The sequence below is a fragment of the Microbacterium sp. NPDC091676 genome, assembly GCF_044756645.1.
Lineage (GTDB): Bacteria > Actinomycetota > Actinomycetes > Actinomycetales > Microbacteriaceae > Microbacterium > Microbacterium paraoxydans_D.
This window is the reverse complement of the sequence record NZ_JBIVTI010000001.1, coordinates 1,522,077-1,544,020: the sequence shown is the minus strand read 5'-3', so window position 1 is coordinate 1,544,020 and position 21,944 is coordinate 1,522,077. Positions and strand designations below refer to the sequence as shown.

Genomic DNA, 21,944 nt, shown 5'->3' with positions numbered 1-21,944 from the left:
CGGTTCCCCCTGTGCGGGACCGCCCGCTTTTCGCCGTGTCGGATGCCGCGGATAGTGTCGAAGCAGCCGACAGAACGGGAGAATCGTGCGGATCGACACAGAGGCGCAGCGGGTCATCTGGAGCGCGAGCGACCTCAAGGCGGCCGCCGAGTGCGAGTTCGCATGGTCGCGGGCGATCGACGCGAAACTGGGTCGGGTCCCCGCCGTCGAGGAGCCGGAGGACGCGACGCTCCTCCGCGCCGCCCAGCTGGGAGACGTGCACGAGCAGAACGTGCTCGACCGCTACATCCGGGAGCTCGGCGACGAACGGGTGCACCGGATCGCCAAGGTCTCCTCGAGCGATCCGGAGGCCCTCGCGGCCGCCGTCGACGAGACGCTGAGCGCTCTGCGGTCCGACGCGCTGGTCGTCTTCCAGGCGGCCTTCGCCACCGACGAGTTCGTCGGGTTCGCCGACTTCCTCCGCCGCGATGCGGACGGGCGCTGGCGCGTGCAGGACTCCAAGCTCGCCCGCAAGGCCCGCGTGACCGCCCTCATGCAGCTCGCGGCATATGCCGATCAGCTCGACCGGCTCGGCATCCCTCGAGCCGACGAGGTCGACCTCATCCACGGGGACAACAGCGTCAGCACGCACGCCGTCGACGACCTCCTTCCGCTGTTCCGTGTGCGTCGGTCGCGGCTGCGCGCTCTCATCGCGGACCGCGCCGTGGCCGAGGGCGCCGCAGGAGCGCCCCTCGCGTGGGGTGACGACCGCGGCGACCTGCGCGTGGTCGCCTGCGGGCGCTGCGCCACCTGCGAGGAGCAGGTGCTGGCCCACCGGGACCTCCTCATGGTCGCCCGCATGCGTCCGGTGCAGCGGGCCCGTCTCCGCGCCGCCGGGATCCTCACGATCGACGACCTGGCTGCGGCGACGCAAGCCCCCGAGGGCATGAACGTCGACACCTTCGAGAACCTCCGCGCCCAGGCCCGGGTGCAGCTGCGGGCGGATGCCGAGGGCGCGGCGACGTACGACGTGCACTACGCCGCGGCGATCCACACCCTCCCGGTGCCCAGCCACGGCGACATCTTCTTCGACTTCGAGGGCGATCCGCTGTACACCGAGCCCGCCCCCGACGGCGAGGCGGAGTGGGGCATCGACTATCTGTTCGGCTGGGTCGACAACGCCGACCAGTACACCGCGCTCTGGGCGCACTCGTTCGCGGAGGAGCGACGGGCGCTGGAGACCTTCCTCGACTTCGTGAAGGTGCGCCGCGCCGCGCACCCCGGCATGCACATCTACCACTACGCCCCCTACGAGACCTCCCACCTGGTCGCGATGGCCGCGCGCCACGGGGTGCGCGAGGGCGAGGTGGACCGCCTGCTCCGCGAAGGCGTGTTCGTCGACCTGTACCCGCTGGTGCTGCGCACCGTGCGGGTCGGCTCGCGGTCCTACTCCATCAAGAAGCTCGAGCCCCTCTACATGGGGGAGGACGTGCGCACGAGCGACGTCCAGAAGGGCGACGACTCCATCGTGCAGTACGTCGCCGCGCGGGAGCTCGCGGCGGCGGGGGCGCAGTCCGAGGCCGAGGCCGTGTTCGCCGACCTCGCCGACTACAACCGCTACGACTGCGTCTCGACCCGCCGGCTGCGCAACTGGCTCATCGACATCGCCCGAGCGGAGGGCGTCACGCCGGCCCCGCCGGACGATGCGGACGAGGTCATCTACGAGCCGTCCCCGCGTTCGCTCGCTCTTCTCGGCGACGCGGAGCGTGCGGTGGAGGCCGGTGACGACGGGCTCGTGCACCGGATCGCGGCGGCCGCCATCGACTACTTCCCGCGCGAGGCGAAGAGCTTCTGGGTCGCGCACTTCCAGGGGCTGCGGGAGCCGGTCACCATGTGGGACGGCACGCGCGATGTGGTGAAGGTCGATGCGACCCGCTCGCGGGTGCGCCGCGACTGGAGCATCGGCGAAGGCCGCAGAGTCCTGTCGCGGGAGCTGGAGATCCGCGGCGAGGTCTCGCCGGGCACGACGCTCGGTCCTGGTGCGCAGCCGTTCGCGCTCTACGACGTCCCCGCCCCGTTCGACACCGACGTCCCGTCCCGCGCCGTGCACGTGCCGCACGGGGTCACGGTCGTCGAGGTGCTGGACGACGGGTACCTCGTGGTCGAGTCCGCCGTGCAGGGACAGACCTGGGACGACCTCCCCGTCGCCCTCACCCCTGCCGCGCCGCCTCGGGTGGTGTCGCTGCAGCAGGCGATCGACGAATGGGCCGACGCGGTGCACGCGGCCGCCCCTGGTTTCCCCGAGGACGCGGCCACCGACATCCTCCGCCGCCTGCCTCCGCGCACGGTGTCGGGGAACGCGCTTCCGGCCGCAGGGGATGACACGATCGACGCGATCGTCCGCGGAGTCCTCGACCTCGACCGCAGCTACCTCGCGGTGCAGGGCCCCCCGGGCACGGGGAAGACCTACACCGGCTCCCAGGTGATCGCCCGGCTCGTCAACGAGCACGGCTTCCGCATCGGCGTCGTCGCGCAGTCCCACGCGATCATCGAGACGTTGCTGGAGCGCGTCGTCGCCGACGGTGTCGCCCCGGGTCAGGTGGCGAAGTGCCCCAAAGTTGCCGACGCCGATCCCGGCTACACGGTGATCCCGAAGACCGGGATGGCCGCCTTCCTCGCCGAGCACGAGAACGAGGGTGCCGTCGTGGGCGGCACTGCGTGGGATTTCAGCAACACCCAGCGGGTGGCCAGGGGAGAGCTCGACCTGCTCGTGATCGACGAGGCCGGACAGTTCTCACTCGCCTCGACCATCGCGGTCGCCGCCGGCGCGCAGCGGCTCCTGCTCCTCGGCGACCCCCAGCAACTGCCCCAGGTCAGCCAGGGCGCCCATCCGGAGCCGGTGGACACCTCTGCGCTCGGCTGGGTGATGGACGGCGATCCCGTCGTGCGTCCGGAGTACGGCTACTTCCTCGCCCGCTCCTGGCGCATGCACCCGTATGTCGCGGCTCCGGTGTCGAAGCTCGCCTACGCCGGCAAGCTCGCTTCCGCTCCCGGAACGGAGCGACGCGCGGTCGACGGCATCGACCCGGGCCTGCATGTGGTGCCGCTGCGGCACCGCGGCAACGCGACCCAGTCGCCGGAGGAAGCCGCCGAAGTGGTGCGTATCGTCCGTGACCTCGTCGGCCGTACCTTCCACGACAACGACGCCGAGGGCACCGTCCGCCCGCTGACGCCGGAGGACATCATCGTGGTCGCGCCCTACAACGCGCAGCGGCAGCTCGTGCACGACGCGCTCGCGGCGGCCGGTTTCGGCGGGGTCCCGGTGGGCACCGTCGACAACTTCCAGGGCAAGGAGGCGGTCGTCTCCCTCACGACGCTCGCCGCGTCGAGCGGTCGGGATGCCCCGCGCGGCCCGGAGTTCCTGCTGCTGCAGAACCGGCTCAACGTGGCGATCTCCCGCGCGCAGGTCGTGGCCTACCTCATCCACTCGCCGGCCCTGCTCGACGACCTGCCGTTCACGCCCGAGGGGGTCGCGAGACTCAGCGCCTTCGCGCGCCTGGTGGGTGCCGCCGAGGAGGAGGAATCATGATGTCGTCCGTTCCCGGGCCTGCTGCCGTCGAGACGCCGACGGTCGATGAGGTCCTGCGCGCCGCCGCCGCATGGGCGTGGTTCCCGCGCGGCAGTGAGGACGTCCGTGACGATCTGCTGCTCGTGCGCTACCCGGAGCGGTTCGGAGGCGGCGTCCGCGGATCGCAGGTGACGTCGACGCGGCCCGCCGCCGAGGTGCTGGAGCGGGCGTTGGAACGCACCAGGGCCTGGGGCGAGAACGTCTTCACGTTCTGGACCAACCCCGCGGACGACCCGGACCTCGAGGACGAGCTCCAGCGCCGCGGTGCGGTGCACTTCGACACCGTCACGGTGTTCGCGCGGTCGACCATCGGAGCTGCGGTCGACGTGCCGCCCGGGGTCACCGCCGAGGTCGTGCGCACGAAGGACCAGCTCCGCGAGGTCGATGCGATCAACGTCCCGGTCTGGGAGCAGCAGCCGCTGGACGAGGACGGTCTGGACGCCGAGTTCGCCGAACTCACCGCATCCCTGTCCGCGGGGCAGGGGTTCCGGGTGCTCGGCCGCATCGACGGCCGTGCGGTGAGCACCGGCGGGTGCACGATCGTCGACGGGTTCACCCGACTGTGGGGAGCCGCGACACTCGACGCCGACCGCGGTCGCGGCGTGTATCGGGCGGTGCTCGCGGAGCGCCTGCGACAGAGTGCCGTGCGCGGTGCGGGAACGGCGCTCGTCAAGGGCCGCGTCTCGACATCGGCGCCGATCCTCGCGAGGGCCGGCTTCACGCGTTACGGCGAGGAGCGCGGCTATCGCCTGACCCTCTGACGAGAGTCGAGAACGCGAGCGAGGTCAGACGGTGCCGTAGAGGCGGTCGCCCGCATCGCCGAGGCCGGGCACGATGTAGCCCTTCTCGTCGAGGCGCTCGTCGAGCGCTCCGAGGACGAGGGTCACATCGCGGTCGCCGGCCATCGCCTCGATGGCGGCCACGCCCTCCGGGGTGCCCAGCAGGCAGATCGCGGTGACGTCCTTCGCGCCGCGGTCGAACAGGAACTGGATGGCCGCGGCGAGGGAGCCGCCCGTCGCGAGCATCGGGTCGATCGCGAAGCACTGGCGGTCGGAGAGATCGTCCGGAAGCCGCTCGGCGTACGTGGTGGGCTCGAAGGTCTCCTCGTCGCGGACCATGCCGAGGAAACCGACCTCAGCGGTGGGGAGGAGCTTGACGAGGCCTTCGAGCATGCCGAGACCGGCGCGCAGGATGGGGACGACGATGGGCCGCGGCTCGGAGATCTTCACGCCCGTGGTCGTGGTGACCGGCGTCGTGATCTCGATGGGAGTCACCTTCACATTCCGCGTGGCCTCGTACGCGAGGAGCGTCACGAGCTCTTCGGTCAGCTGGCGGAAGACCGGCGACGGGGTGCGCGCGTCGCGCAGCACCGAGAGCTTGTGGGTGATGAGAGGGTGGTCGGCGACGTGAACACGCATGGATACAGGCTAATGCGCGCCGCGTCCACGCACGACATCGAGTGCCGTGGTGGCCGCCTCGCGCTGCCGTAGGCTCGGGGCATGACCGCCGCCGACCGCCTCGCGATGCAGCGGGCGCTCGAGCTCGCCGCCGAGGCCGCCGCCACCGCGGAGATCCCCGTCGGCGCCGTCGTGCTCGACGCGGACGGCCGTGTCGTGGCCGAAGGGCGCAACACGCGCGAGGCCACGCACGACCCGACCGGGCATGCCGAGATCGAGGCGATCCGCGCCGCGGCGTCGGCCCGCGGCTCATGGAACCTCGACGGCTGCACGCTCGTCGTCACCCTCGAGCCCTGCGTGATGTGCGCCGGCGCGATCCTCCAGGCCCGCATCGGCCGCGTGGTCTTCGGCGCGTGGGACGACAAGGCGGGAGCGGCCGGTTCGATGTACGACGTGCTGCGCGACCGCCGCCTGCCCTACCGTGCCGAGGTGATCGGCGGCGTGGACGAGCACGCGTCCATCGCGCTGTTGCGCGCCTTCTTCGAGGACCGGCGCTGAACGCTCAGTCCGAGGACTTGAGGACGAAGACGTCCGTCGAGGGTTCCGGATCGATCGCGGGACGGTAGACGTCCGGCTCGATGTAGACGACCCGGGCGACCGGCACGGCGGCGCGGATGCGAGCCTCGATCTCGTCGATGTCGTCCGCGACCTCGCGCAGCGGCTTGTCGGCGCTGAGCGCGATCTTCGCGGCGACCATCAGCTCGTCCGGCCCCAGGTAGAGGGTCTTCATGTGGATGATCTTCTCGATCTCCGGACCGTCGTTGATCGCGTCCACGATCCGGTCGTAGTCGGCGGGGGTCGCGCCCTCCCCGACGAGCAGGCTCTTCGTCTCGACACCGAGCACGATCGCGATGAGCACGAGCAGGACGCCGATCATCACCGTGCCGAGGGCGTCGAAGACGGGGTTGCCGGTGAGGAGCGTGAGACCGACGCCGAGCAGGGCGAAGGTGAGTCCGGTGAGGGCCCCGACGTCTTCGAGGAGGACCACGGGGAGCTCCGGCGCCTTCGACCGCCGGACGAAGGAGAACCAGGACTGGCCCTTCTCGCGGACGACGTTGCTCTCGCGCACGGCGGTGCGCAGCGAGAACGACTCCAGGCCGATCGCGATGAACAGCACGACGAGCGGGAGCCACCACCAGGTCTGGTCGATCTCATGCGGGTGGGTGAGCTTCTCCACGCCCTCGTAGATCGCGAAGAGCCCGCCGACGGAGAAGAGGATGATCGACACGACGAACGCGTAGACATAGCGTTCGCGGCCGTAGCCGAACGGGTGCGAGCGGTCCGCGTGGCGCTTCGCCTTGCGCCCGCCGAGCATCAGCAACAGCTGGTTCCCCGAGTCGGCGACGGAGTGGATAGCCTCGGCGAGCATCGAGGCCGAGCCGGAGAGGGCCCACGCGAGGAACTTCGCGAGAGCGATGCCCAGGTTCGCCAGGAACGCCGCGACGATGGCCTTGCTGCCTCCGGATGCACTCATGCGACGAGTCTAGGACGGCAACACGGCCGTCACAGGAGCGCCCGCCGTAGGATGACGACATGGCTGATGCGCTCCCCTCCCTCGCGTTCCTCGGTGCCGGATCCATGGGGGGAGCGATCCTCCGCGGCGTGCTCGCCTCGGGGGTCCCTGTGGACGGAGGGATCACCGCCACGAACCGCACGCCGGAGAAGGCCGAGGCGTTCGCGGGCCTCGACGGCGTCACCAGCATCGCGCTGTCCGAGCGGCCGGAGGGCAATGCCGACGCCGTCGCCGGCGCACGGGTGGTCCTGGTCGGGGTGAAGCCGGCGATGGTCCCCGACCTCCTGCGCGAGATCGCGCCGCACCTCAGCCCAGAGACCGTCGTGGTGAGCCTCGCCGCGGGAGTCACGCTGCAGACCTTCGCGGATGTCCTCGGCTCGGAGGCCCGCGTCATCCGCTCCATGCCGAACACCCCGTCGACGATCCGCAAGGGGGTCACCGGTCTCGCGGCCGGCGCCGCGGCGACTCCCGATGACCTCGCGCTCGTGCGTCGTCTGTTCGAGACGGTGGGGGCGGTGGTGGAGGTCCCCGAGTCGCAGATCGATGCGCTCTCGACGATCTCCGGCTCCGGTCCCGCCTACGTCTTCCTCCTCGTCGAGGAGTTCACCGCGGCCGCGCGGGAGATGGGCTTCGCCGACGCGGACGCCCGTCTGCTGGCCGAGCAGACCTTCATCGGCGCGACCGCTCTGCTGGACTCGACGGGGGAGGACCCCGCCGAGCTGCGCCGCCGGGTGACGAGTCCGAAGGGCACGACGGAGCGCGCGGTCGCCGTGCTCCAGGACGCCCACCTGTCCGACACCTTCGCCGCCGCCGCTGCCGCCGCTCTCGCCCGCGCGAAGGAGCTCGCCGCCGGCGCCTGATCCCACCCGCCTGTTCTCGCGCGCTTCCGCCCCGCGGAAACAGGCGGCCGCGCGAGTTCAGGCAGCCAGCACCCCTGGAGCCTGAACCCGCGCGAGTGCCTGTTGCGACGAGAGGTCGCGGAAACAGGCGGCCACGCGAGTTCAGGCAGCCAGCACCACTGGAGCCTGAACCCGCGCGAGTGCCTGTTGCGACGAGAGGTCGCGGAAACAGGCGGCCACGCGAGTTCAGGCAGCCAGCACCCCTGGAGCCTGAACCCGCGCGGGCGCCTGTTGCGGCGAGGGGCCGGGCGGCTAGGCGTCGCTGGCGACTTCGGCGAGCACCTCGGGCCAGCGCCGTTGCAGGACGCGACCGCCGAGCACCGTGCCACCCCAGATCGCGGCGCCCCCGAGGACGACGGCGGCCGCGAGGCTCGCCCAGCCCAGAGGCGGGATCCAGATCGACGCGATCGCGAAGCCGAGGGCGGGGCCGCCGAGCAGCAGCGTGATCGGCGACATGATGAGCATCGCGAGGAAGGACTGCGCGCCGCCGGAGGAGCCGCGTCCGAACGGGTTGGCCTCGGGTGCCGGAGCTCGCCCCGGCAGGAACGCCCCCACCCAGGAGCCCGCGCCCGCCGACACCGCCATGAGCCCGAGCGCGGCGCCGAGACTGCCCGGAAGCAGGTCGGGACGGCCGGCCAGCAGACAGGTCGCGACGCACAGGAGGATCGTGATCGGCACCGCCACCAGCGCGAACCCGAGCAGCCGTCCGACGCGGTCGGCTGTCCCGCTCACCCCGGTGAGGATGTGCAGGGCGACGGCGTCGTTGTCGTACGCGATCGCCATCTGCACGATGCTCCCGGCGAGCAGGGCGTTGATCGCCGGGATGAGGGTGATCGCGGGCGCGAAGCCGGTACTGTCCTGCTGCAGTCCGTTCATGAGTGCCAGGCCGAGGAAGATCGCGGGGAGCAGCAGGAGCATCACGATGTTGACGACCTGACGCGGGTCGCGGCGGAAGTAGCGGAGCGTCCGTCCCGCGATGGCGCCGACGGGTCCCGCGGGCAGCAGGCGGTCGAGCACGCCTCCCGAGCGCACGCGTCCGCCCCCGCTCGACTGCAGGGGGGAGACGAGGCGGGCAGCGAGCATCCGGCGCGCGGCGACCCAGAAGACGGCCAGGGTGGCGGCGGCGACGAGCAGCCGCAGGAGGGCGGTGACGACGTCGCCCTGTGCCACGGCGGCGGGGACTCCGAACACGGCGGCGACCGGCGTCCACGCGGCGATCTCCGCGACCGCCGTGAAGGCGCCACCGACGTCGCGCACGGTCGACAGTGCCTGCAGCCCGATGTTGAGGAGAAGGCCGGACGAGGCGAGCAGGACCACGCCGAGGGTGAGGACGAGGTCGCGCGTCCGCCGACGGGCGAGCCATCCCGCGAGAAGTCCACTGACGACGCGGGCGCCGAGCACGCAGGTCGCGAGGGCCACGGGGACCATGAGCACCGCGACCAGGAGGGCCGGAACGCTGACCGACCATCCCACGAGCATCAGCAGCAGGGCCAGGGCGGTGCCGATGCCGCCGATCGTCGTCATCCCCGCCGCGACGAGACCGGGGAGGAGGGTGCGGCCGGTCACCGGGAGCAGGGCGAAGCGCTCGGGTGCCAGCGAGTCGTCCGCGCTGACGAGGATCGACCCGATCCACCACCCGAGCACGATGACGGCGCCGGTGAGCACCATCGCGGTCAGGGCGGCGTCCGGAGCGCCCACCCGCAGCGCGATCAGCCCGACGGTCAGCAGCCCCAGCATGCTCAGCGCGATGAGACCCACGATCACGAGGGTCACGATCATCCAGGGGTTGCGGGAGAGCTGATGCCCGAGCTGTCGCAGCCGCAGACCTACGAGGAGCGCAACCACGCGAGGGTCTCCGTCCCGAGGTCGTGCGCGCCGACGAGGCTGAGGAAGCGCTCCTGCAGCGTGAGTCCGGCCCGCACCTCGTCGAGGGCGCCGTGGGCGAGCAGGCGCCCCTCGGCCACGATGGCGACGCGGTCGCACAGCGACTCGACGAGCTCCATGACGTGGCTGGAGAGGACGACCGTGCCACCGCCGTCCACGAAGGAGCGCAGGATCTGCCGGATCGTCTGCCCGGAGACCGGGTCGACGGCCTCGAGGGGCTCGTCGAGGATCAGCAGCCGGGGCGCGTGGATGAGGGCGCAGGCCAGGCCGATCTTCTTCTTCATGCCGGCCGAGTAGTCGACGACGAGGGTGTCGCCCGCCTCCGTCAGGCCGAGGGCGTCGAGGAGCTCGCCGGAGCGGGAGACGACCTCCGCCTCCGGCATGCCGCGCAGCAGGCCGGTATAGCGCAGCAGTTCGGCGCCGCTGAGCCGGTCGAGCATCCGGATGCCGTCGGGGAGCACGCCCATCCGCGCCTTCGCGGCGGCAGGGTCCTGCCAGACATCGGCGCCGAGCACCCAGGCCGTCCCGGCGTCCGGGCGCAGGAGCCCGGTGGTCATCGCGAGCGTCGTCGTCTTGCCCGCACCGTTCGGGCCGAGCAGCCCCAGCATCGAGCCCGCGGGGACGTCCAGCGACAGCGCGTCGACGGCGACCTTCTGGCCGAACTGCTTGCGGAGCCCGCGGAGGGCGAGGACGGGCGGTGCGGGGGCGTGATCGCTCATGCCCCCATCCCACCACGCCTGCCGCGGCCGGCGCATCCGCCGCGGGGAGGACTCGGCTCAGCGGTCGAGGGCGGCGAAGCGCTCGATGTCGCTGTTCGTCCCGGAGACGATGATGAGGTCGTGGTTGGTCACGATCGTGTTGGCCTCCGCGTAGCGGAACGGCTTGCCCGGGCTCTTCACGCCGACGACGGTGACCTTGTACTTCGAGCGCACGCCGGACTCGTTCAGGCCGACGCCGCGGATGAACTTCGGCGGGTACATCTTGGCCAGGACGAAGTCGTCGTCGAAGCGGATGAAGTCGAGCATGCGCCCGCTCACGAGGTGGGCCACGCGCTCGCCGGCCTCGCGCTCGGGGTAGATGACGTGGTTGGCGCCCACGCGGGCCAGGATCTTGCCGTGGGACTGGGAGACCGCCTTCGCCCAGATCTGCGGCACCTTGAGGTCGACGAGGTTGGCCGTGATGAGCACGGACGCCTCGATCGAGGAGCCGACGGCGACGACCGCGACCTGGAAGTCCTGGGCGCCGATCTGGCGGAGGGCGTCGATGTTCCGGGCGTCGGCCTGCACCGTGTGCGTGACGCGGTCCGACCACTTCTGCACGAGCTCGAGGTTGTCGTCGATCGCGAGCACCTCGCGGTCGAGACGGTCGAGCTCGCCGGCGCAGGCGGCGCCGAACCGGCCGAGACCGATGACGAGGACGGGAGCGTCCCCCCGAAGGACTTCAACCAACGATCGGCCTTTCCACGGGCAGTGAGTAGTACTGCGTGCGCGATGTCGCGGCGACTGCCGCAGCGAGAGTCACTGTACCAACGCGGCCCATGAAGATCGTCGCGGCCATGACGTACGAGGCGGAATCCGGAAGCTCCCCGGTGAGGCCCGTCGAGAGGCCGACCGTGCCGAACGCGGAGATGACGTCGAAGAGGACATGGCTGATGTCGGCCTTGGTGATCTGCGCGATCACGATGGTCGACAGGGCCACGATGGTCGCGCCCCAGGCGACGACGCTGAGGGCGACCCGCTGCACGTCGCTGGGGATGCGGCGGCCGAACGCCTCGACGGACTGGCGGCCCTTCGCCTCGGACCAGACGGCGATCGCGAGGACCGCGAGGGTCGTCACCTTGATGCCGCCCGCCGTCGACGCCGACCCGCCGCCGACGAACATGAGCATGCTGGCGGCGAGCAGCGACGAACCGTTGAGGTCGTCCATCTCGATGACGTTGAAGCCGCCGGAGCGGGTCATCGCGGAAAGGAAGAACGCCTGGAAGGTCGTGTCCGCCGCGTCCATGGAGCCGAAGGTCTTGGGGTTGTCGTATTCGAGGATGAGGAAGGCGGCGGCGCCGAGGATGAACAGCAGCACGGTGGTGACGATGGTCAGCTTCGAGTGCAGCGACCACCGCTTGACGTGCCAGACGTGCTTCGCGAGCGTGTAGATCACCGGGAAGCCGATGCTCCCGAGGAACACGCCGACCATGAGCAGCGACAGCACGAGGTAGTCGTCGGCGAAGACGGCCACGCCGCCGTCGTTCGGGGCGAAGCCGGTGTTGGTGAACGCCATCGCCGAGAAGTACGGGGCCTCCCAGAGCGCGGCGATCGGGTCCACCCCCGCCATCACCAGCGCCGGGTAGAGGAGGGCGGCGAGGGCCGCTTCGATGAAGAGGGCGGAGAGGGCGACCGTGGTGAGCAGCTGGCCCACCTCGCCCAGACGCACCGTCTGGCTCTCGTTGACCACGCCGCCGTGCGCCCGGAGCGGGTTCGTGTCGCCCGCCGCCATGAGCTTCGCGCGCAGCCCGAGGCGCTTCGAGATGAGCATCCCCATGAGGGAGGCGAGGGTCAGCACGCCGAGGGCGCCGATGTTGACGCCGATGAACACGACGACGTGTCCGAAGGGCGACCAGTGGTTGGCCATGTCGACGGTCGCGAGGCCCGTCACGCAGATCGTGGAGACGGCGGTGAAGAGGGCGTCGCTGAGCGGTGTCACCGTGCCGCTGGCGGACGCGATCGGCAGCGAGAACAGCACCGTGAACACGAGGATCAGCAGCGCGAAGACGGCGATGGCGAACCGGGACGGCGACGAGGTGATGAGGTGCTTCACGCGGCCGGCGGCTCCGGGGAGACCGGTGCGGGGAGACGACGCCGAAACGATGCCCGACATCGCTGCCCCCTTCTTCCGCGCCGTCTGTTTCACGGCCGCAGCACGGCGCCTCTCGCCGAGCCTTCGTCATGGTACTCCGTGCCGGGGCGCACTACCCTGATCACATGACGGACATCTTCGACGTGATCGCAGACGGTACGAGGCGCGACATCCTCCAGCTCCTGCTCCGACGCACGTCCGAAGGCGAGTCCGGCACGAGCGTGAGCCAGATCGTGGCCGACCTCGGCATCAGCCAGCCCACCGTCTCGAAGCATCTCAAGGTGCTCCGCGACGCCGAGCTCGTCACCGTCCGCGAAGACGGCCAGCGCCGCTTCTACAGCCTGTCCGTCGCGCCGCTGGAGGCCGTCGACGACTGGCTGGTCCCGTTCCTCGTCGACGCGTTCGGCGATGCCGCCCCGGACATCGCGTACCCCGGCGCCCCGATCCCCGACAGCGCCGCCCACGCGGCCGAGGTCGTCGGGCGTGCGGCCGCCTCCGCCAAGCACGTCGTCACGAACGCACTGAAGCGCCTCGGCGCCTGATCCCGCGCCCCGCAGAGACGGGGAACCGCCCCCGACGGCAGGGGGGATGCCGTCGGGGGCGGTGAGCGGACCCCAGATCCGCGCGGACTCGGCAGGTGCCGGCACGGGTCCTGCACCGACCCTGGCAGGGCTGCCTGAGCGATCGGGCAATGCGGGCTATGCGCAGGCTGGACGTCGGTGTGCCGTTCGAGCAGGGCGGGGCGCGCCTCATCCCGGAGGAGCGGGTCGGGCAGGATGAGCGCATGACGGACGAGTACCGCGCGCACTTCGACTTCGTGATCGCCTTCGCCAACGGCGGCGGACTGCAGGGACAGGGGTTCCGGCTCGACCTGCCGCGGAAGGACATGACGGCGGAGGAGATCTCCGGCCTGCTCGTGTCGCACCTCGGCCTGGCGCTCGTGGGCGAGGTCGAGCTCCGTGACCTGCGGATCGTCGCCGAGCCGCACCGGGGTAGTCGCGGCGTCGCGGCTCCGGCTCGTGCAGACCGCACCGAACGGGTCGTCGACCTCAGCCACCCGATCGCGTAGGGCATGGTCACCGCCTCCGGGCTGCCGGCGCCGACCATCACCCGCACCTCACCCTGGCGTCGCTCGCCCTCGACACCCTCGTGGACCTGCCCGCCGAGGTCTTCCACCTCCGCGACGCGTGGACGTCGGAACAGCGGGGTATCCGGGCGGCGACGCTCGCCGACCGCGAGCTCCGCGACACGGCGGTGCTCCTGGACACCGGCTGGAGCCGCCTGCTCGGCTCGCCCGCCTACGGCACCGGCTCGCCCTTCCTCGCCGAGGACGCGGCGCGCTTCCTCGCGGACGCCGGGGTGCGTCTCGTCGGCATCGACGCCCTCGGCATCGACGACACGGAGAGCGGCGACGAGCGGCCGGCGCACAGCATCCTCCTCGCGGCGGGCGTGCACGTCGTCGAGCACCTCACCGCCCTCGATCGCCTCCCCGCGCGCGGGGCGCGGTTCACTGCGGCCCCTCCGGCGATCCGCGGGTTCGGGACGTTCCCGGTCCGGGCGTTCGCGACCGTGCCGATTTCCCACTGATCACAACAGCCACGCGGGTTTACACGCGTCCCAGCGACCCCATAGAGTGTGCTCATCGAGAAAGGGGTACGTGGGATGCCCGAGGTTCCAGACGTCCGATTCCTGACGGTGGCCGAAGTCGCCGAGCTCATGCGCGTGTCCAAGATGACCGTGTACCGGCTCGTGCACGCCGGCGACCTCCCCGCCATCCGATTCGGACGGAGCTACCGCGTGCCGGAGTCCGCCGTCGCGGAGGCTCTGCAGCGGCCCATCGCCGACGCCGGCTGACGGAGGGCACGGGGCACCTCCTGAGTTTGCTAGGATGATCCGAGGCATTTTTCGTGCTCGTACCCGGGTGTCCGATTCCGGCGACACCCAGCCCCTGACTTAGTGAGGTTTCCGTGGGTTCTGTCATCAAGAAGCGCCGCAAGCGCATGGCGAAGAAGAAGCACCGCAAGCTGCTTCGCAAGACTCGCCACCAGCGCCGCAACAAGAAGTAAGCGGCCAGACACCGAGCGCCTGTCTTCGGACGGGCGCTTTGTGTCTCTGCGCGCCGTTCCGCACCGCCGAGAGGATGTCATGAAGTCGATCACCGTCGCCGAACTCGCCGAGCGCTCCGGCACGCCCCTCATCGATGTCCGGGAGGTGCACGAGTTCCAGGCCGGCCACGTCCCCGGCGCCGTGAACATCCCGATGTCCGAGATCGGCAACCGCCTGGACGAGCTTCCCGCCGAGTCGTTCGACGTGATCTGCCAGGCCGGCGGCCGCTCGGCCCGCGTGGTCGAGGCGCTCGAGGCCCGCGGCTACGACGCGACCAACGTCGAGGGCGGCACCGGCGAGTGGATCGCCCAGGGACGCGAGGTGGAGGTCCCGTCGTCGTGACGACGCTGACCCTCATCGGCAAGCCCGACTGCCATCTGTGCGCCGTGGCCTCCGAGGTCGTCGACGCGGTCGTCGCCGAACTGCCGGACGCCGCCGCGGAGCGCATCCAGATCGTCGAGGCGTCGATCCAGGACGACCCCGCCCTGTACGAGCAGTGGTGGGAGAAGATCCCCGTCGTCCTCATCGACGGACGACTGCACGCGCACTGGCGCGTGTCCCCCGACCGGCTGCGCGAGGCGCTGGAGGAAGCCGTCGGCGCGGAGGCCCGCGCCGATCAGAAGGAGCTGCGATGACCATCCGCCATGTCGTGACCTGGAAGCTCGCCGCGGAGGACGCGGGGGAGCGGCAGGCCCAGGCGGCCGAGGTCGCCCGCCGCCTCAACGCCCTCGACGGGGTCGTGCCGCAGCTGCGCAGCATCTGGGCCGGCGCGAACGACGTCTACCCCGACGCGAACTGGGACGTGACCCTGGTCGCGGACTTCGACTCCGTCGCGGACCTCGAGCAGTACCAGGTGCACCCCGCGCACGAGGAGGTCGCCGGGTACATCCGCTCGGTCGTCTCCGGCCGTGTGGCGGTCGACGCCGAGCTCTGAGCGTCGAGACTCGTCCCCGCGGCACCGAAACACAAACGTGATGCGGCGCAGGCGGATGTCATTGGTCACGCGACGAGCCGCATGTTTAGATGAACTCCTACCCGTCCGTGGGCTCACCCGCCCCCCGACTCCCAGGAGCCGACATGTCCCGTCGTAACCTCTTCGCCGGCCTCGCGATCGCGGCCACCGCCACCCTCGCGCTCGCCGGATGCGCCACCGGCTCCTCCGACGCGGGCAGCGGCGGCGAGCCCGCCGCCGGCGACGAGTACGGCCTCGTCGAGGCGGGCACGCTCACCGTCTGCTCCGACATCCCCTACCCGCCGTTCGAGTTCGAGGGCGACGACGGCGAGTACACCGGCTTCGACATCGACCTCCTCGGCGCGATCGCCGAGCAGCTCGACCTCAAGCTGTCCGTGCAGGACGTCGGCTTCGATGCGCTGCAGTCGGGAACGACCCTCGCCGCCGGCACCTGCGACGTCGGCGCCTCGGCCATGACGATCACCGACCAGCGCAAGGCCAACATCGACTTCTCCGACCCGTACTACGACTCGCTGCAGTCGCTGCTCGTGCGCACCGACTCGGGCATCGAGTCCATCGACGACCTCGACGGCAAGAACGTCGGCGTGCAGCAGGGCACCACCGGCGAGGCGTACGCGACCGAGAACGCGAAGGGCGCGCAGCTCGTGCAGTACCCCTCGGACGGCGAGCTGTGGCCGGCGATCCAGGCGGGGCAGATCGACGCGATCCTGCAGGACCAGCCCGTCAACCTCGAGCACGAGAAGGCCGACTCCGCCTACGAGATCGTGGAGACCTACGAGACCGACGAGTCCTACGGCTTCGCGTTCGCGAAGGGCGAGAAGGACGAGCTCCTCGACGCCGTGAACGGTGCGCTCCAGGACCTGAGGGACAACGGCGAGTACCAGAAGATCTACGACCAGTACTTCACGGCGAACTGAGCCGGGGAACACGGAGGTCGGGAGGACCTTGACAATGGCGTTGAGGCGCACCACCAAGCAGAAGCTCTACCGGTACACCGTCTATGCGGTGCTGATCGCGATCGCCGTCTGGGTCGCGTTCAGCACCGACTGGTCCCGGCTCGGGCAGCTCTTCTTCAACCCCGAGGTCGCAGCCAAGATGCTGCCGGGGATCATCACGACCGCGCTCGTCAACACGCTGTGGTTCACGGCGGTGGCGTTCGCCGGCGGCCTTCTCCTCGGCGTCATCCTTGCGCTGATGAAGCTGTCGGAGATCGGTCCGTTCCGGTGGATCGCGACGGTCTGGATCGAGCTGTTCCGCGGACTCCCCGCCCTGCTCACGATCTTCGCCATCGGCTTCATCGTGCCGATCGCGCTCGGTGTGCGGGCCCAGGAGCTCGGCGGTCCCGTGGTGCTCGGCCTGATCGGTCTCGTGCTCGTGGCGTCGGCGTACATGGCCGAGACCATCCGCGCGGGCCTCCAGGCCGTGCCGAAGGGACAGACCGAGGCAGCGCGATCGCTCGGCATGTCGCCCATGAAGACGACGTTCTGGATCGTCGTGCCGCAGGGATTCCGGATCATCATCCCGCCGCTGACGAACGAGTTCGTGCTGCTGCTGAAGGACACGTCGCTGCTGTTCGTCGTCGGCACGTTCGTCTGGTCGAAGGAGCTCACGACCTTCGCCCGTGACGCCAGTACGCAGAACGCCAACGGAACGCCGCTCATCATGGCGGCGATCCTCTACCTGATCGTGACGATCCCGCTTACGCGCTTCAGCGCGTGGCTGGAGCGTCGGATGGCGAGGACACGATGAGCACCGACCTGATCGACGTACAGGCCCCGGCGATCGCGATCCAGGACCTGCACAAGAGCTTCGGCGACAACGAGGTGCTCAAGGGCATCGATCTGACGGTTCTGGCGGGCGAGGTCGTCTGCGTGATCGGCCCGTCCGGTTCCGGGAAGTCGACGCTGCTCCGCTCGGTGAACCTGTTGGAGGAGCCCACGGGCGGCAAGGTGCTCATCGAGGGCATCGACATCACCGATCCCGACATCGACATCGACCGCGTGCGCACCCGCATCGGGATGGTGTTCCAGAGCTTCAACCTCTTCCCGCACCTCAGCGTGCTCGGCAACCTCACGATCGCGCAGCAGCGGGTGAAGAAGCGCTCGAAGGCCGAGGCCGACAAGGTCGCCCGCGCCATGCTCGAGCGCGTCGGACTCGCGGAGAAGGCCGACGCGTACCCCGGGCACCTCTCGGGCGGGCAGCAGCAGCGCGTGGCCATCGCCCGGGCACTGTGCATGAACCCCGACATGATGCTGTTCGACGAGCCCACGTCGGCCCTCGACCCGGAGCTCGTCGGCGAGGTGCTGCAGGTCATGCGGTCGCTGGCCGACGAGGGCATGACGATGCTCGTCGTCACGCATGAGATGGGCTTCGCGCGCGAGGTCGGTTCGCGGCTGATCTTCATGGACGGCGGACACATCGTCGAGGAGGGCGATCCCCGCGAGGTGCTGGCGAATCCGCAGCACCAGCGCACGAAGGACTTCCTCTCCCGCGTCCTCTGACTCCCCCCGCCCGGCTCGCCGAGGTGTCGCCGAGACGCCGGGCATTCGCCGAGACCCCCGGCTGCAGACGTCTGCAGCCGGGGGTCTCGACGTGAACGCGGGGTCTCGATCAGTCGCGGGGGCGCGCGACCACCGGGACAGGGGTCACCGCGATGCGGACGCGGTCACCGAACGACGGGTGCACCGCGGGATCGTGCTGCACGCGGACGAGCTCGCCCGACTCGGTGCGCACGAGGGTCCGCCGCATGCTGCCGAGGAATGTGCTCTCCTCCACGAGGGCATCCGTGGCGGCGTCCTCCGCGGAGGTGAAGCGGACGTTCTCCGGACGGAGGTACACGTCGACGGGGCCGTCGGCGGGGGTCTGCAACGGGAGACGCTGCCCCCACACGACGACGTGCGCGCCCTCGGCGACGCCGGACACGACGCTGGAGAGACCCACGAACGCGGCGACCTCGGCGGTCGCGGGAGTCGTGTACAGCTCTTCCGGGGAGCCGATCTGCTCGATGCGACCGGCGTTCATGACCGCGATCCGGTCCGACACCGCGAGCGCCTCCTCCTGGTCGTGCGTGACGAAGACGGTCGTGATGCCGAGCCGCAGCTGAATGCGCCGGATCTCGTCGCGGAGCTGCACGCGCACCTTGGCGTCGAGCGCCGACAGGGGCTCGTCGAGCAGCAGCACCCGGGGTTCAGTGACGAGGGCGCGAGCCAGGGCGACCCGCTGCTGCTGTCCGCCGGAGAGCTGATGCGGGAACCGGTCGGCGAGGTCGGCGAGGCCCACGAGAGCGAGCGCATCGAGGGCACGCCGCGCCGCCTCGGTCGTGCCGACACCCCGACGACGGAGCCCGAAGGCCGTGTTGTCGACGACGCGGAGGTGCGGGAAGAGCGAATACGACTGGAACACCATCCCGATGTCGCGCCGGTTCGTCGGCACGCGCGAGACGTCCCCGCCGCCGAGGAGGACGGTTCCCTCGTCGGCGCCCTCCAGCCCCGCGAGCACGCGGAGCAGCGTCGTCTTGCCGCAGCCGGAGGGACCGAGCAGCGAGACGAACTCCCCGGGGGCGATGTCGAGGTCGACGCCGTGCAGCACCCTCGTGCCGCCGTAGCTCTTTGTGATGCCATGGAGCTCGACCCGCGTGCCGTCGCCGGCCTGGGCGAGCAGCAGGTTGTCCTTGGTGCGCGGGAGTGCGTGATCGAGGGTCATGAGCGGGCCTTTCGCGGACCGCGGGCGACGCGGCCGATGAGCAGGAGCAGGAGGAAGACGAACGACAGGGCGAGCAGCGTGAAGATCGCGGGCGCATACGGGTCCTGCTTCTGCACCACGACCATCGCCGTCTGGAAGACCTGCCGGTTGAGGAGGGACGCGATCGTGAACTCTCCGAGCACCACCGCGATGGAGATCAGCGAGGCGGCGAGCAGGCCCTGGCGGAGGTTCGGCGCGAGCACGCGGAGCACGACCGTCGGCCAGCCCGCCCCGAGTGAGCGCGCCGCTTCGGACAGCGTGCGCAGATCGGCGGCATCGATCGAGGCCTGGATCGAGCGGAAGGCGAAGGGGAGGACGGTGACGCCGTAGGCGAAGGCGAGGGTCCAGGTGCCGGTGCCCACGCTTCGACCGATCTGCAGGTAGATCGGTGCGAGCCCCACGACGAGCACGATCGCGGGGATCGAGATCGGCAGGAGCGCGACGAACTCGAAGGCCGCCCTGAGCCGTGGGAAGCGCAGGTTCACGAGGATCATCGTGGGGGCCAGGAGGAACAGCACGATCGCCACGGTCACGACCGCGAGGACCAGCGAGTTCCCGAGACCCGTCCAGAGGGGCTTCAGGGCTGCCGACGCCGCGGGGTCGAAGAGGGCGGTCCAGTGTGCGAAGGAGAGCCCGTCCGTGCCGCGCAGCGTGAAGAGGAACGTCGACACGAGGGGCACCGCGAAGAACGCCCCGACGACGATGCCGATCACCGCACGGGTGGCGCGGGACGGGGCGAGGCCGTTCATGCCTGCCACCGCGCGGCACGTCGTTGGATGAGCGAGTACAGCGCCATCACGACCCCGACCACGACGATCATGCCGAGGGCGAGAGCGCCGGCGAGGTTCTCCCGGCCGAGCAGGGTCTCGCTCGTGAGCGCGGTGCGGATCTGCAACGGGACGATCTGCGAGCCCTGACTCGCGAGCGCCGCGGCCGTGGCGTACGAGGAGAACGCGTTCGCGAAGAGCAGCAGCAGGCTGGCCAGGAACGACGGCGCCAGCACCGGGAGGCCGATCCGCAGCCAGAAGCTCGCCCTGCTGCCCCCGAGGGCGAGGTTCGCCTCGACCCACTGCGGCTTCAGGGCGGCGAGGGCGGGGAGGAAGGTGATGACCATGAGCGGCACCTGGAAGTAGATGTACGGGAGGATGAGGCCGGGCAGCTCGTACAGCCACGTGCCCTCGGCGAAGATGTCGACGCCGAACGTGTCGCGGAGGAAGACCGTGACCACGCCCTGGATGCCGATCGTGGCGATGAAGGCGAAGGCGAGCATGACGCCGCCGAACTGCGCGAGGACCCCGGCGGCCGCGTCCACGGAGCGCCGCACGACGCCGTCCGGGTTCATGCCGAGCAGAGCGTACGAGACGAGGGCGCCGACGAGGGCGCCGACCCCCGCGGTGAGCAGCGACAGCCCCGCCGAGTTCGCGAAGGTCGTGAGCACCACCGGGTCGCCGAGGGCGGCGACGTTCGTCCAGGTGAAGGCGCCGTCGCCGTCGAAGAACCCGGAGCCGATCGCGAGCACGGTCGGCACGGCGAGGAAGAGCAGCACGTAGGCGGCGAACGGTACGAGCCCCAGCCACGCCACGGACGGCGCCGACCGCCGGGCCCGCGTGTGCGACGCGGGTCCGGCGGCGGTGGCGGGGGCGGACGCCGCGGCATCCACCCCCGGTGCGACGAAGGAGGTCACTGGACCGCCGCTGCCCACTTCTCGCCGAGCAGCGTGCCGGCGTTCTCGGACTGCTCCTCGGTCGGCACGACCGTCTCCTCCGGGGCCTCGGGGAGAGCGGCCGCGAGCTTCTCGTCGATCGTGCCCGCCTCGGTCATCGCCTCCATGCGCACCGGACGGGCGCCGCCCTTCAGCCAGAGGTTCTGCACCTCGTCGCTGTAGAGGAACTCCTGCCACAGACGCGCGGCCGCCGGGTTCGGGGCGTCGACGTTGATGGCCTGGTTGTAGTAGCCCGCGTAGCCGGTGCCGTCGAAGACCTCGACCTTCCAGTCCGGGTTGTCGGCCGTGTGCGCCGCGTTCAGGTAGTCCCAGTCGAAGACGACGGGGGTCTCGCCGCTGGCGACGGTCGCGGTCGTGACGTCGACCTTGAGGAGGTTCCCGGCCTTCTGCAGGTCGGCGAAGAAGTCGATGCCCGGCTGGAAGTCGTCCAGCGTGCCGTCCGACTGCACGGTCGCGAGGCCGACGGCGGCGAAGGCCGCTCCGGCCTGCGTCGGGTCGCCGTTGATGGCGACGGCGCCCTTGTAGTCGGCGGAGAGGAGATCGGACAGCTCGGCCGGCGCCTCGAAGGCGGAGGAGTCGTAGCCGATCGACATGTAGCCGCCGTAGTCGCCGACGAAGAGGCCGGTGGGCTCCTTCAGCTCGTCGGGGATGTCGTCCCAGGTCTGGACCTTGTACGGCGCGAAGGCGTCGGTGTTCTGCAGGGCGACGGTCAGGCCGAGGTCGAAGACGTCGGGAGCGGTGTCGAGGCCCTTGTTCGTCTCGGCCGCCTGGATCTCCTCGGCGCTGGAGACGTCGGGCGAGGCCTCGTTGACGGTGATCTCGGGGTACTTCTCCGCGAACAGGTCGAGGATCTCGCCGTAGTTCGCCCAGTCGCGGGGGAGGGCGATGACGTTGAGCTGACCCTCCTCCTTCGCGGCCGCCTCCAGGTCGGCGAACGAGCCGAAGTCCTCGACGGAGGTCGCGCTCGCCGCGTCCACGGCGTCGTCGCCGGCGGCCGGGGCGTCGGTCGCGGAGGCGCAGGAGGTCAGAGCGATGACGGCCGTGGTGGCCAGGGCGATGCCGGCGCCGATGCGTGCGCGGCGGATGGAGCGTGCCATGAGTGTCCTCTCGGTGTCCGGCGCTGCGCGCCGGTGTCGGGTTGCGAGAGGACACTACGAGTCCGAGGTAGCCGCGGGGAGCGGCTCCGGTGAA

Annotated in this window: 25 protein-coding genes; 15 read left to right on the top strand and 10 right to left on the bottom strand. The window is 70.7% G+C overall.

What is annotated here, in order from left to right; translation table 11 throughout:
- Positions 1-85 precede the first annotated feature (85 nt).
- Positions 86-3,568 (top strand): TM0106 family RecB-like putative nuclease, encoded by a 3,483-nt coding sequence (locus tag ACIQID_RS07620; protein WP_400283461.1) that lies wholly within the window; start codon positions 86-88, stop codon positions 3,566-3,568.
- Positions 3,565-4,368: a hypothetical protein gene (locus ACIQID_RS07615; protein WP_400283458.1), complete on the top strand. Its 804-nt coding sequence runs from the start codon at positions 3,565-3,567 to the stop codon at positions 4,366-4,368. Before ACIQID_RS07620 ends, ACIQID_RS07615 begins: the two co-directional genes overlap by 4 nt.
- 24 nt (positions 4,369-4,392) lie before the next feature.
- Here the strand turns inward: ACIQID_RS07615 and upp are convergent, their stop codons facing one another.
- Complete coding sequence (gene upp, locus ACIQID_RS07610) at positions 4,393-5,025, bottom strand: uracil phosphoribosyltransferase (RefSeq protein WP_025104476.1); 633 nt, start codon at positions 5,023-5,025, stop codon at positions 4,393-4,395.
- Between the two features lie 81 nt (positions 5,026-5,106).
- On the opposite strand from upp, the gene ACIQID_RS07605 reads away from it, so the two are divergent.
- Complete coding sequence (locus tag ACIQID_RS07605) at positions 5,107-5,562, top strand: nucleoside deaminase (protein WP_400283455.1); 456 nt, start codon at positions 5,107-5,109, stop codon at positions 5,560-5,562.
- 4 nt (positions 5,563-5,566) lie between these two features.
- Here the strand turns inward: ACIQID_RS07605 and ACIQID_RS07600 are convergent, their stop codons facing one another.
- Positions 5,567-6,538, bottom strand: coding sequence for a cation diffusion facilitator family transporter (locus ACIQID_RS07600; protein WP_071327588.1), 972 nt, complete (start codon positions 6,536-6,538; stop codon positions 5,567-5,569).
- Between the two features lie 59 nt (positions 6,539-6,597).
- Between ACIQID_RS07600 and proC the strand changes: the two genes are divergently transcribed.
- Entirely contained in the window at positions 6,598-7,437 is an 840-nt protein-coding gene (gene proC / locus ACIQID_RS07595) for a pyrroline-5-carboxylate reductase (RefSeq protein ID WP_400283451.1), read from the top strand.
- Between the two features lie 291 nt (positions 7,438-7,728).
- Here proC and ACIQID_RS07590 read toward each other — a convergent pair whose 3' ends face one another.
- The 4 genes from ACIQID_RS07590 to ACIQID_RS07575 are packed head-to-tail and all read right to left on the bottom strand — an operon-like array spanning position 7,729 to position 12,231.
- Positions 7,729-9,321: a hypothetical protein gene (locus ACIQID_RS07590; RefSeq protein WP_400283448.1), complete on the bottom strand. Its 1,593-nt coding sequence runs from the start codon at positions 9,319-9,321 to the stop codon at positions 7,729-7,731.
- Positions 9,303-10,079 (bottom strand): ABC transporter ATP-binding protein, encoded by a 777-nt coding sequence (locus ACIQID_RS07585; RefSeq protein WP_071327585.1) that lies wholly within the window; start codon positions 10,077-10,079, stop codon positions 9,303-9,305. Before ACIQID_RS07585 ends, ACIQID_RS07590 begins: the two co-directional genes overlap by 19 nt.
- Positions 10,080-10,136: 57 nt before the next feature.
- A complete protein-coding gene (locus tag ACIQID_RS07580) occupies positions 10,137-10,808 on the bottom strand; it encodes a TrkA family potassium uptake protein (protein ID WP_025104470.1) in 672 nt (223 codons plus the stop codon).
- Entirely contained in the window at positions 10,801-12,231 is a 1,431-nt protein-coding gene (locus ACIQID_RS07575) for a TrkH family potassium uptake protein (RefSeq protein ID WP_025104469.1), read from the bottom strand. Before ACIQID_RS07575 ends, ACIQID_RS07580 begins: the two co-directional genes overlap by 8 nt.
- A 104-nt stretch (positions 12,232-12,335) precedes the next feature.
- Here ACIQID_RS07575 and ACIQID_RS07570 point away from each other — a divergent pair, with 104 nt between their 5' ends.
- The 11 genes from ACIQID_RS07570 to ACIQID_RS07520 all read left to right on the top strand — a co-directional run bounded on the left by ACIQID_RS07570 (position 12,336) and on the right by ACIQID_RS07520 (position 17,790).
- Complete coding sequence (locus tag ACIQID_RS07570; RefSeq protein ID WP_060921700.1) at positions 12,336-12,752, top strand: helix-turn-helix transcriptional regulator; 417 nt, start codon at positions 12,336-12,338, stop codon at positions 12,750-12,752.
- Between the two features lie 158 nt (positions 12,753-12,910).
- A complete protein-coding gene (locus ACIQID_RS07565; protein ID WP_400283440.1) occupies positions 12,911-13,279 on the top strand; it encodes a hypothetical protein in 369 nt (122 codons plus the stop codon).
- 80 nt (positions 13,280-13,359) lie between these two features.
- The gene (locus ACIQID_RS07560) at positions 13,360-13,797 is read left to right on the top strand and encodes a cyclase family protein (protein WP_400283437.1); all 438 of its coding nucleotides are present in this window, start codon (positions 13,360-13,362) and stop codon (positions 13,795-13,797) included.
- 75 nt (positions 13,798-13,872) lie between these two features.
- Positions 13,873-14,064: a helix-turn-helix domain-containing protein gene (locus tag ACIQID_RS07555; RefSeq protein WP_025104463.1), complete on the top strand. Its 192-nt coding sequence runs from the start codon at positions 13,873-13,875 to the stop codon at positions 14,062-14,064.
- 113 nt (positions 14,065-14,177) lie between these two features.
- Positions 14,178-14,276 (top strand): 30S ribosomal protein bS22, encoded by a 99-nt coding sequence (locus ACIQID_RS07550; protein WP_003792170.1) that lies wholly within the window; start codon positions 14,178-14,180, stop codon positions 14,274-14,276.
- A 79-nt stretch (positions 14,277-14,355) separates the two neighbouring features.
- Positions 14,356-14,658, top strand: a complete 303-nt coding sequence (locus ACIQID_RS07545; RefSeq protein ID WP_025104462.1) for a rhodanese-like domain-containing protein — start codon at positions 14,356-14,358, stop codon at positions 14,656-14,658.
- Complete coding sequence (locus ACIQID_RS07540; RefSeq protein ID WP_102208046.1) at positions 14,655-14,951, top strand: glutaredoxin family protein; 297 nt, start codon at positions 14,655-14,657, stop codon at positions 14,949-14,951. Before ACIQID_RS07545 ends, ACIQID_RS07540 begins: the two co-directional genes overlap by 4 nt.
- On the top strand, positions 14,948-15,250 hold the full coding sequence (locus ACIQID_RS07535) for a Dabb family protein (RefSeq protein WP_025104460.1): 303 nt from the start codon (positions 14,948-14,950) through the stop codon (positions 15,248-15,250). Before ACIQID_RS07540 ends, ACIQID_RS07535 begins: the two co-directional genes overlap by 4 nt.
- 143 nt (positions 15,251-15,393) lie before the next feature.
- Positions 15,394-16,206: a basic amino acid ABC transporter substrate-binding protein gene (locus tag ACIQID_RS07530; protein ID WP_312673623.1), complete on the top strand. Its 813-nt coding sequence runs from the start codon at positions 15,394-15,396 to the stop codon at positions 16,204-16,206.
- 34 nt (positions 16,207-16,240) lie between these two features.
- Complete coding sequence (locus ACIQID_RS07525; protein WP_136051740.1) at positions 16,241-17,038, top strand: amino acid ABC transporter permease; 798 nt, start codon at positions 16,241-16,243, stop codon at positions 17,036-17,038.
- A complete protein-coding gene (locus ACIQID_RS07520) occupies positions 17,035-17,790 on the top strand; it encodes an amino acid ABC transporter ATP-binding protein (protein WP_025104457.1) in 756 nt (251 codons plus the stop codon). Before ACIQID_RS07525 ends, ACIQID_RS07520 begins: the two co-directional genes overlap by 4 nt.
- Before the next feature lie 109 nt (positions 17,791-17,899).
- Here the strand turns inward: ACIQID_RS07520 and ACIQID_RS07515 are convergent, their stop codons facing one another.
- From ACIQID_RS07515 to ACIQID_RS07500, 4 genes are read right to left on the bottom strand one after another with little or no spacing between them, the layout of a single operon-like run.
- On the bottom strand, positions 17,900-18,991 hold the full coding sequence (locus ACIQID_RS07515; protein WP_400283429.1) for an ABC transporter ATP-binding protein: 1,092 nt from the start codon (positions 18,989-18,991) through the stop codon (positions 17,900-17,902).
- A complete protein-coding gene (locus tag ACIQID_RS07510; protein ID WP_400283425.1) occupies positions 18,988-19,779 on the bottom strand; it encodes an ABC transporter permease in 792 nt (263 codons plus the stop codon). Before ACIQID_RS07510 ends, ACIQID_RS07515 begins: the two co-directional genes overlap by 4 nt.
- Complete coding sequence (locus ACIQID_RS07505; protein WP_400283422.1) at positions 19,776-20,714, bottom strand: ABC transporter permease; 939 nt, start codon at positions 20,712-20,714, stop codon at positions 19,776-19,778. Before ACIQID_RS07505 ends, ACIQID_RS07510 begins: the two co-directional genes overlap by 4 nt.
- Positions 20,711-21,850, bottom strand: coding sequence for an ABC transporter substrate-binding protein (locus tag ACIQID_RS07500; RefSeq protein ID WP_312673618.1), 1,140 nt, complete (start codon positions 21,848-21,850; stop codon positions 20,711-20,713). The genes ACIQID_RS07505 and ACIQID_RS07500 overlap by 4 nt, the downstream gene beginning before the upstream one ends.
- Positions 21,851-21,944: the final 94 nt, after the last annotated feature.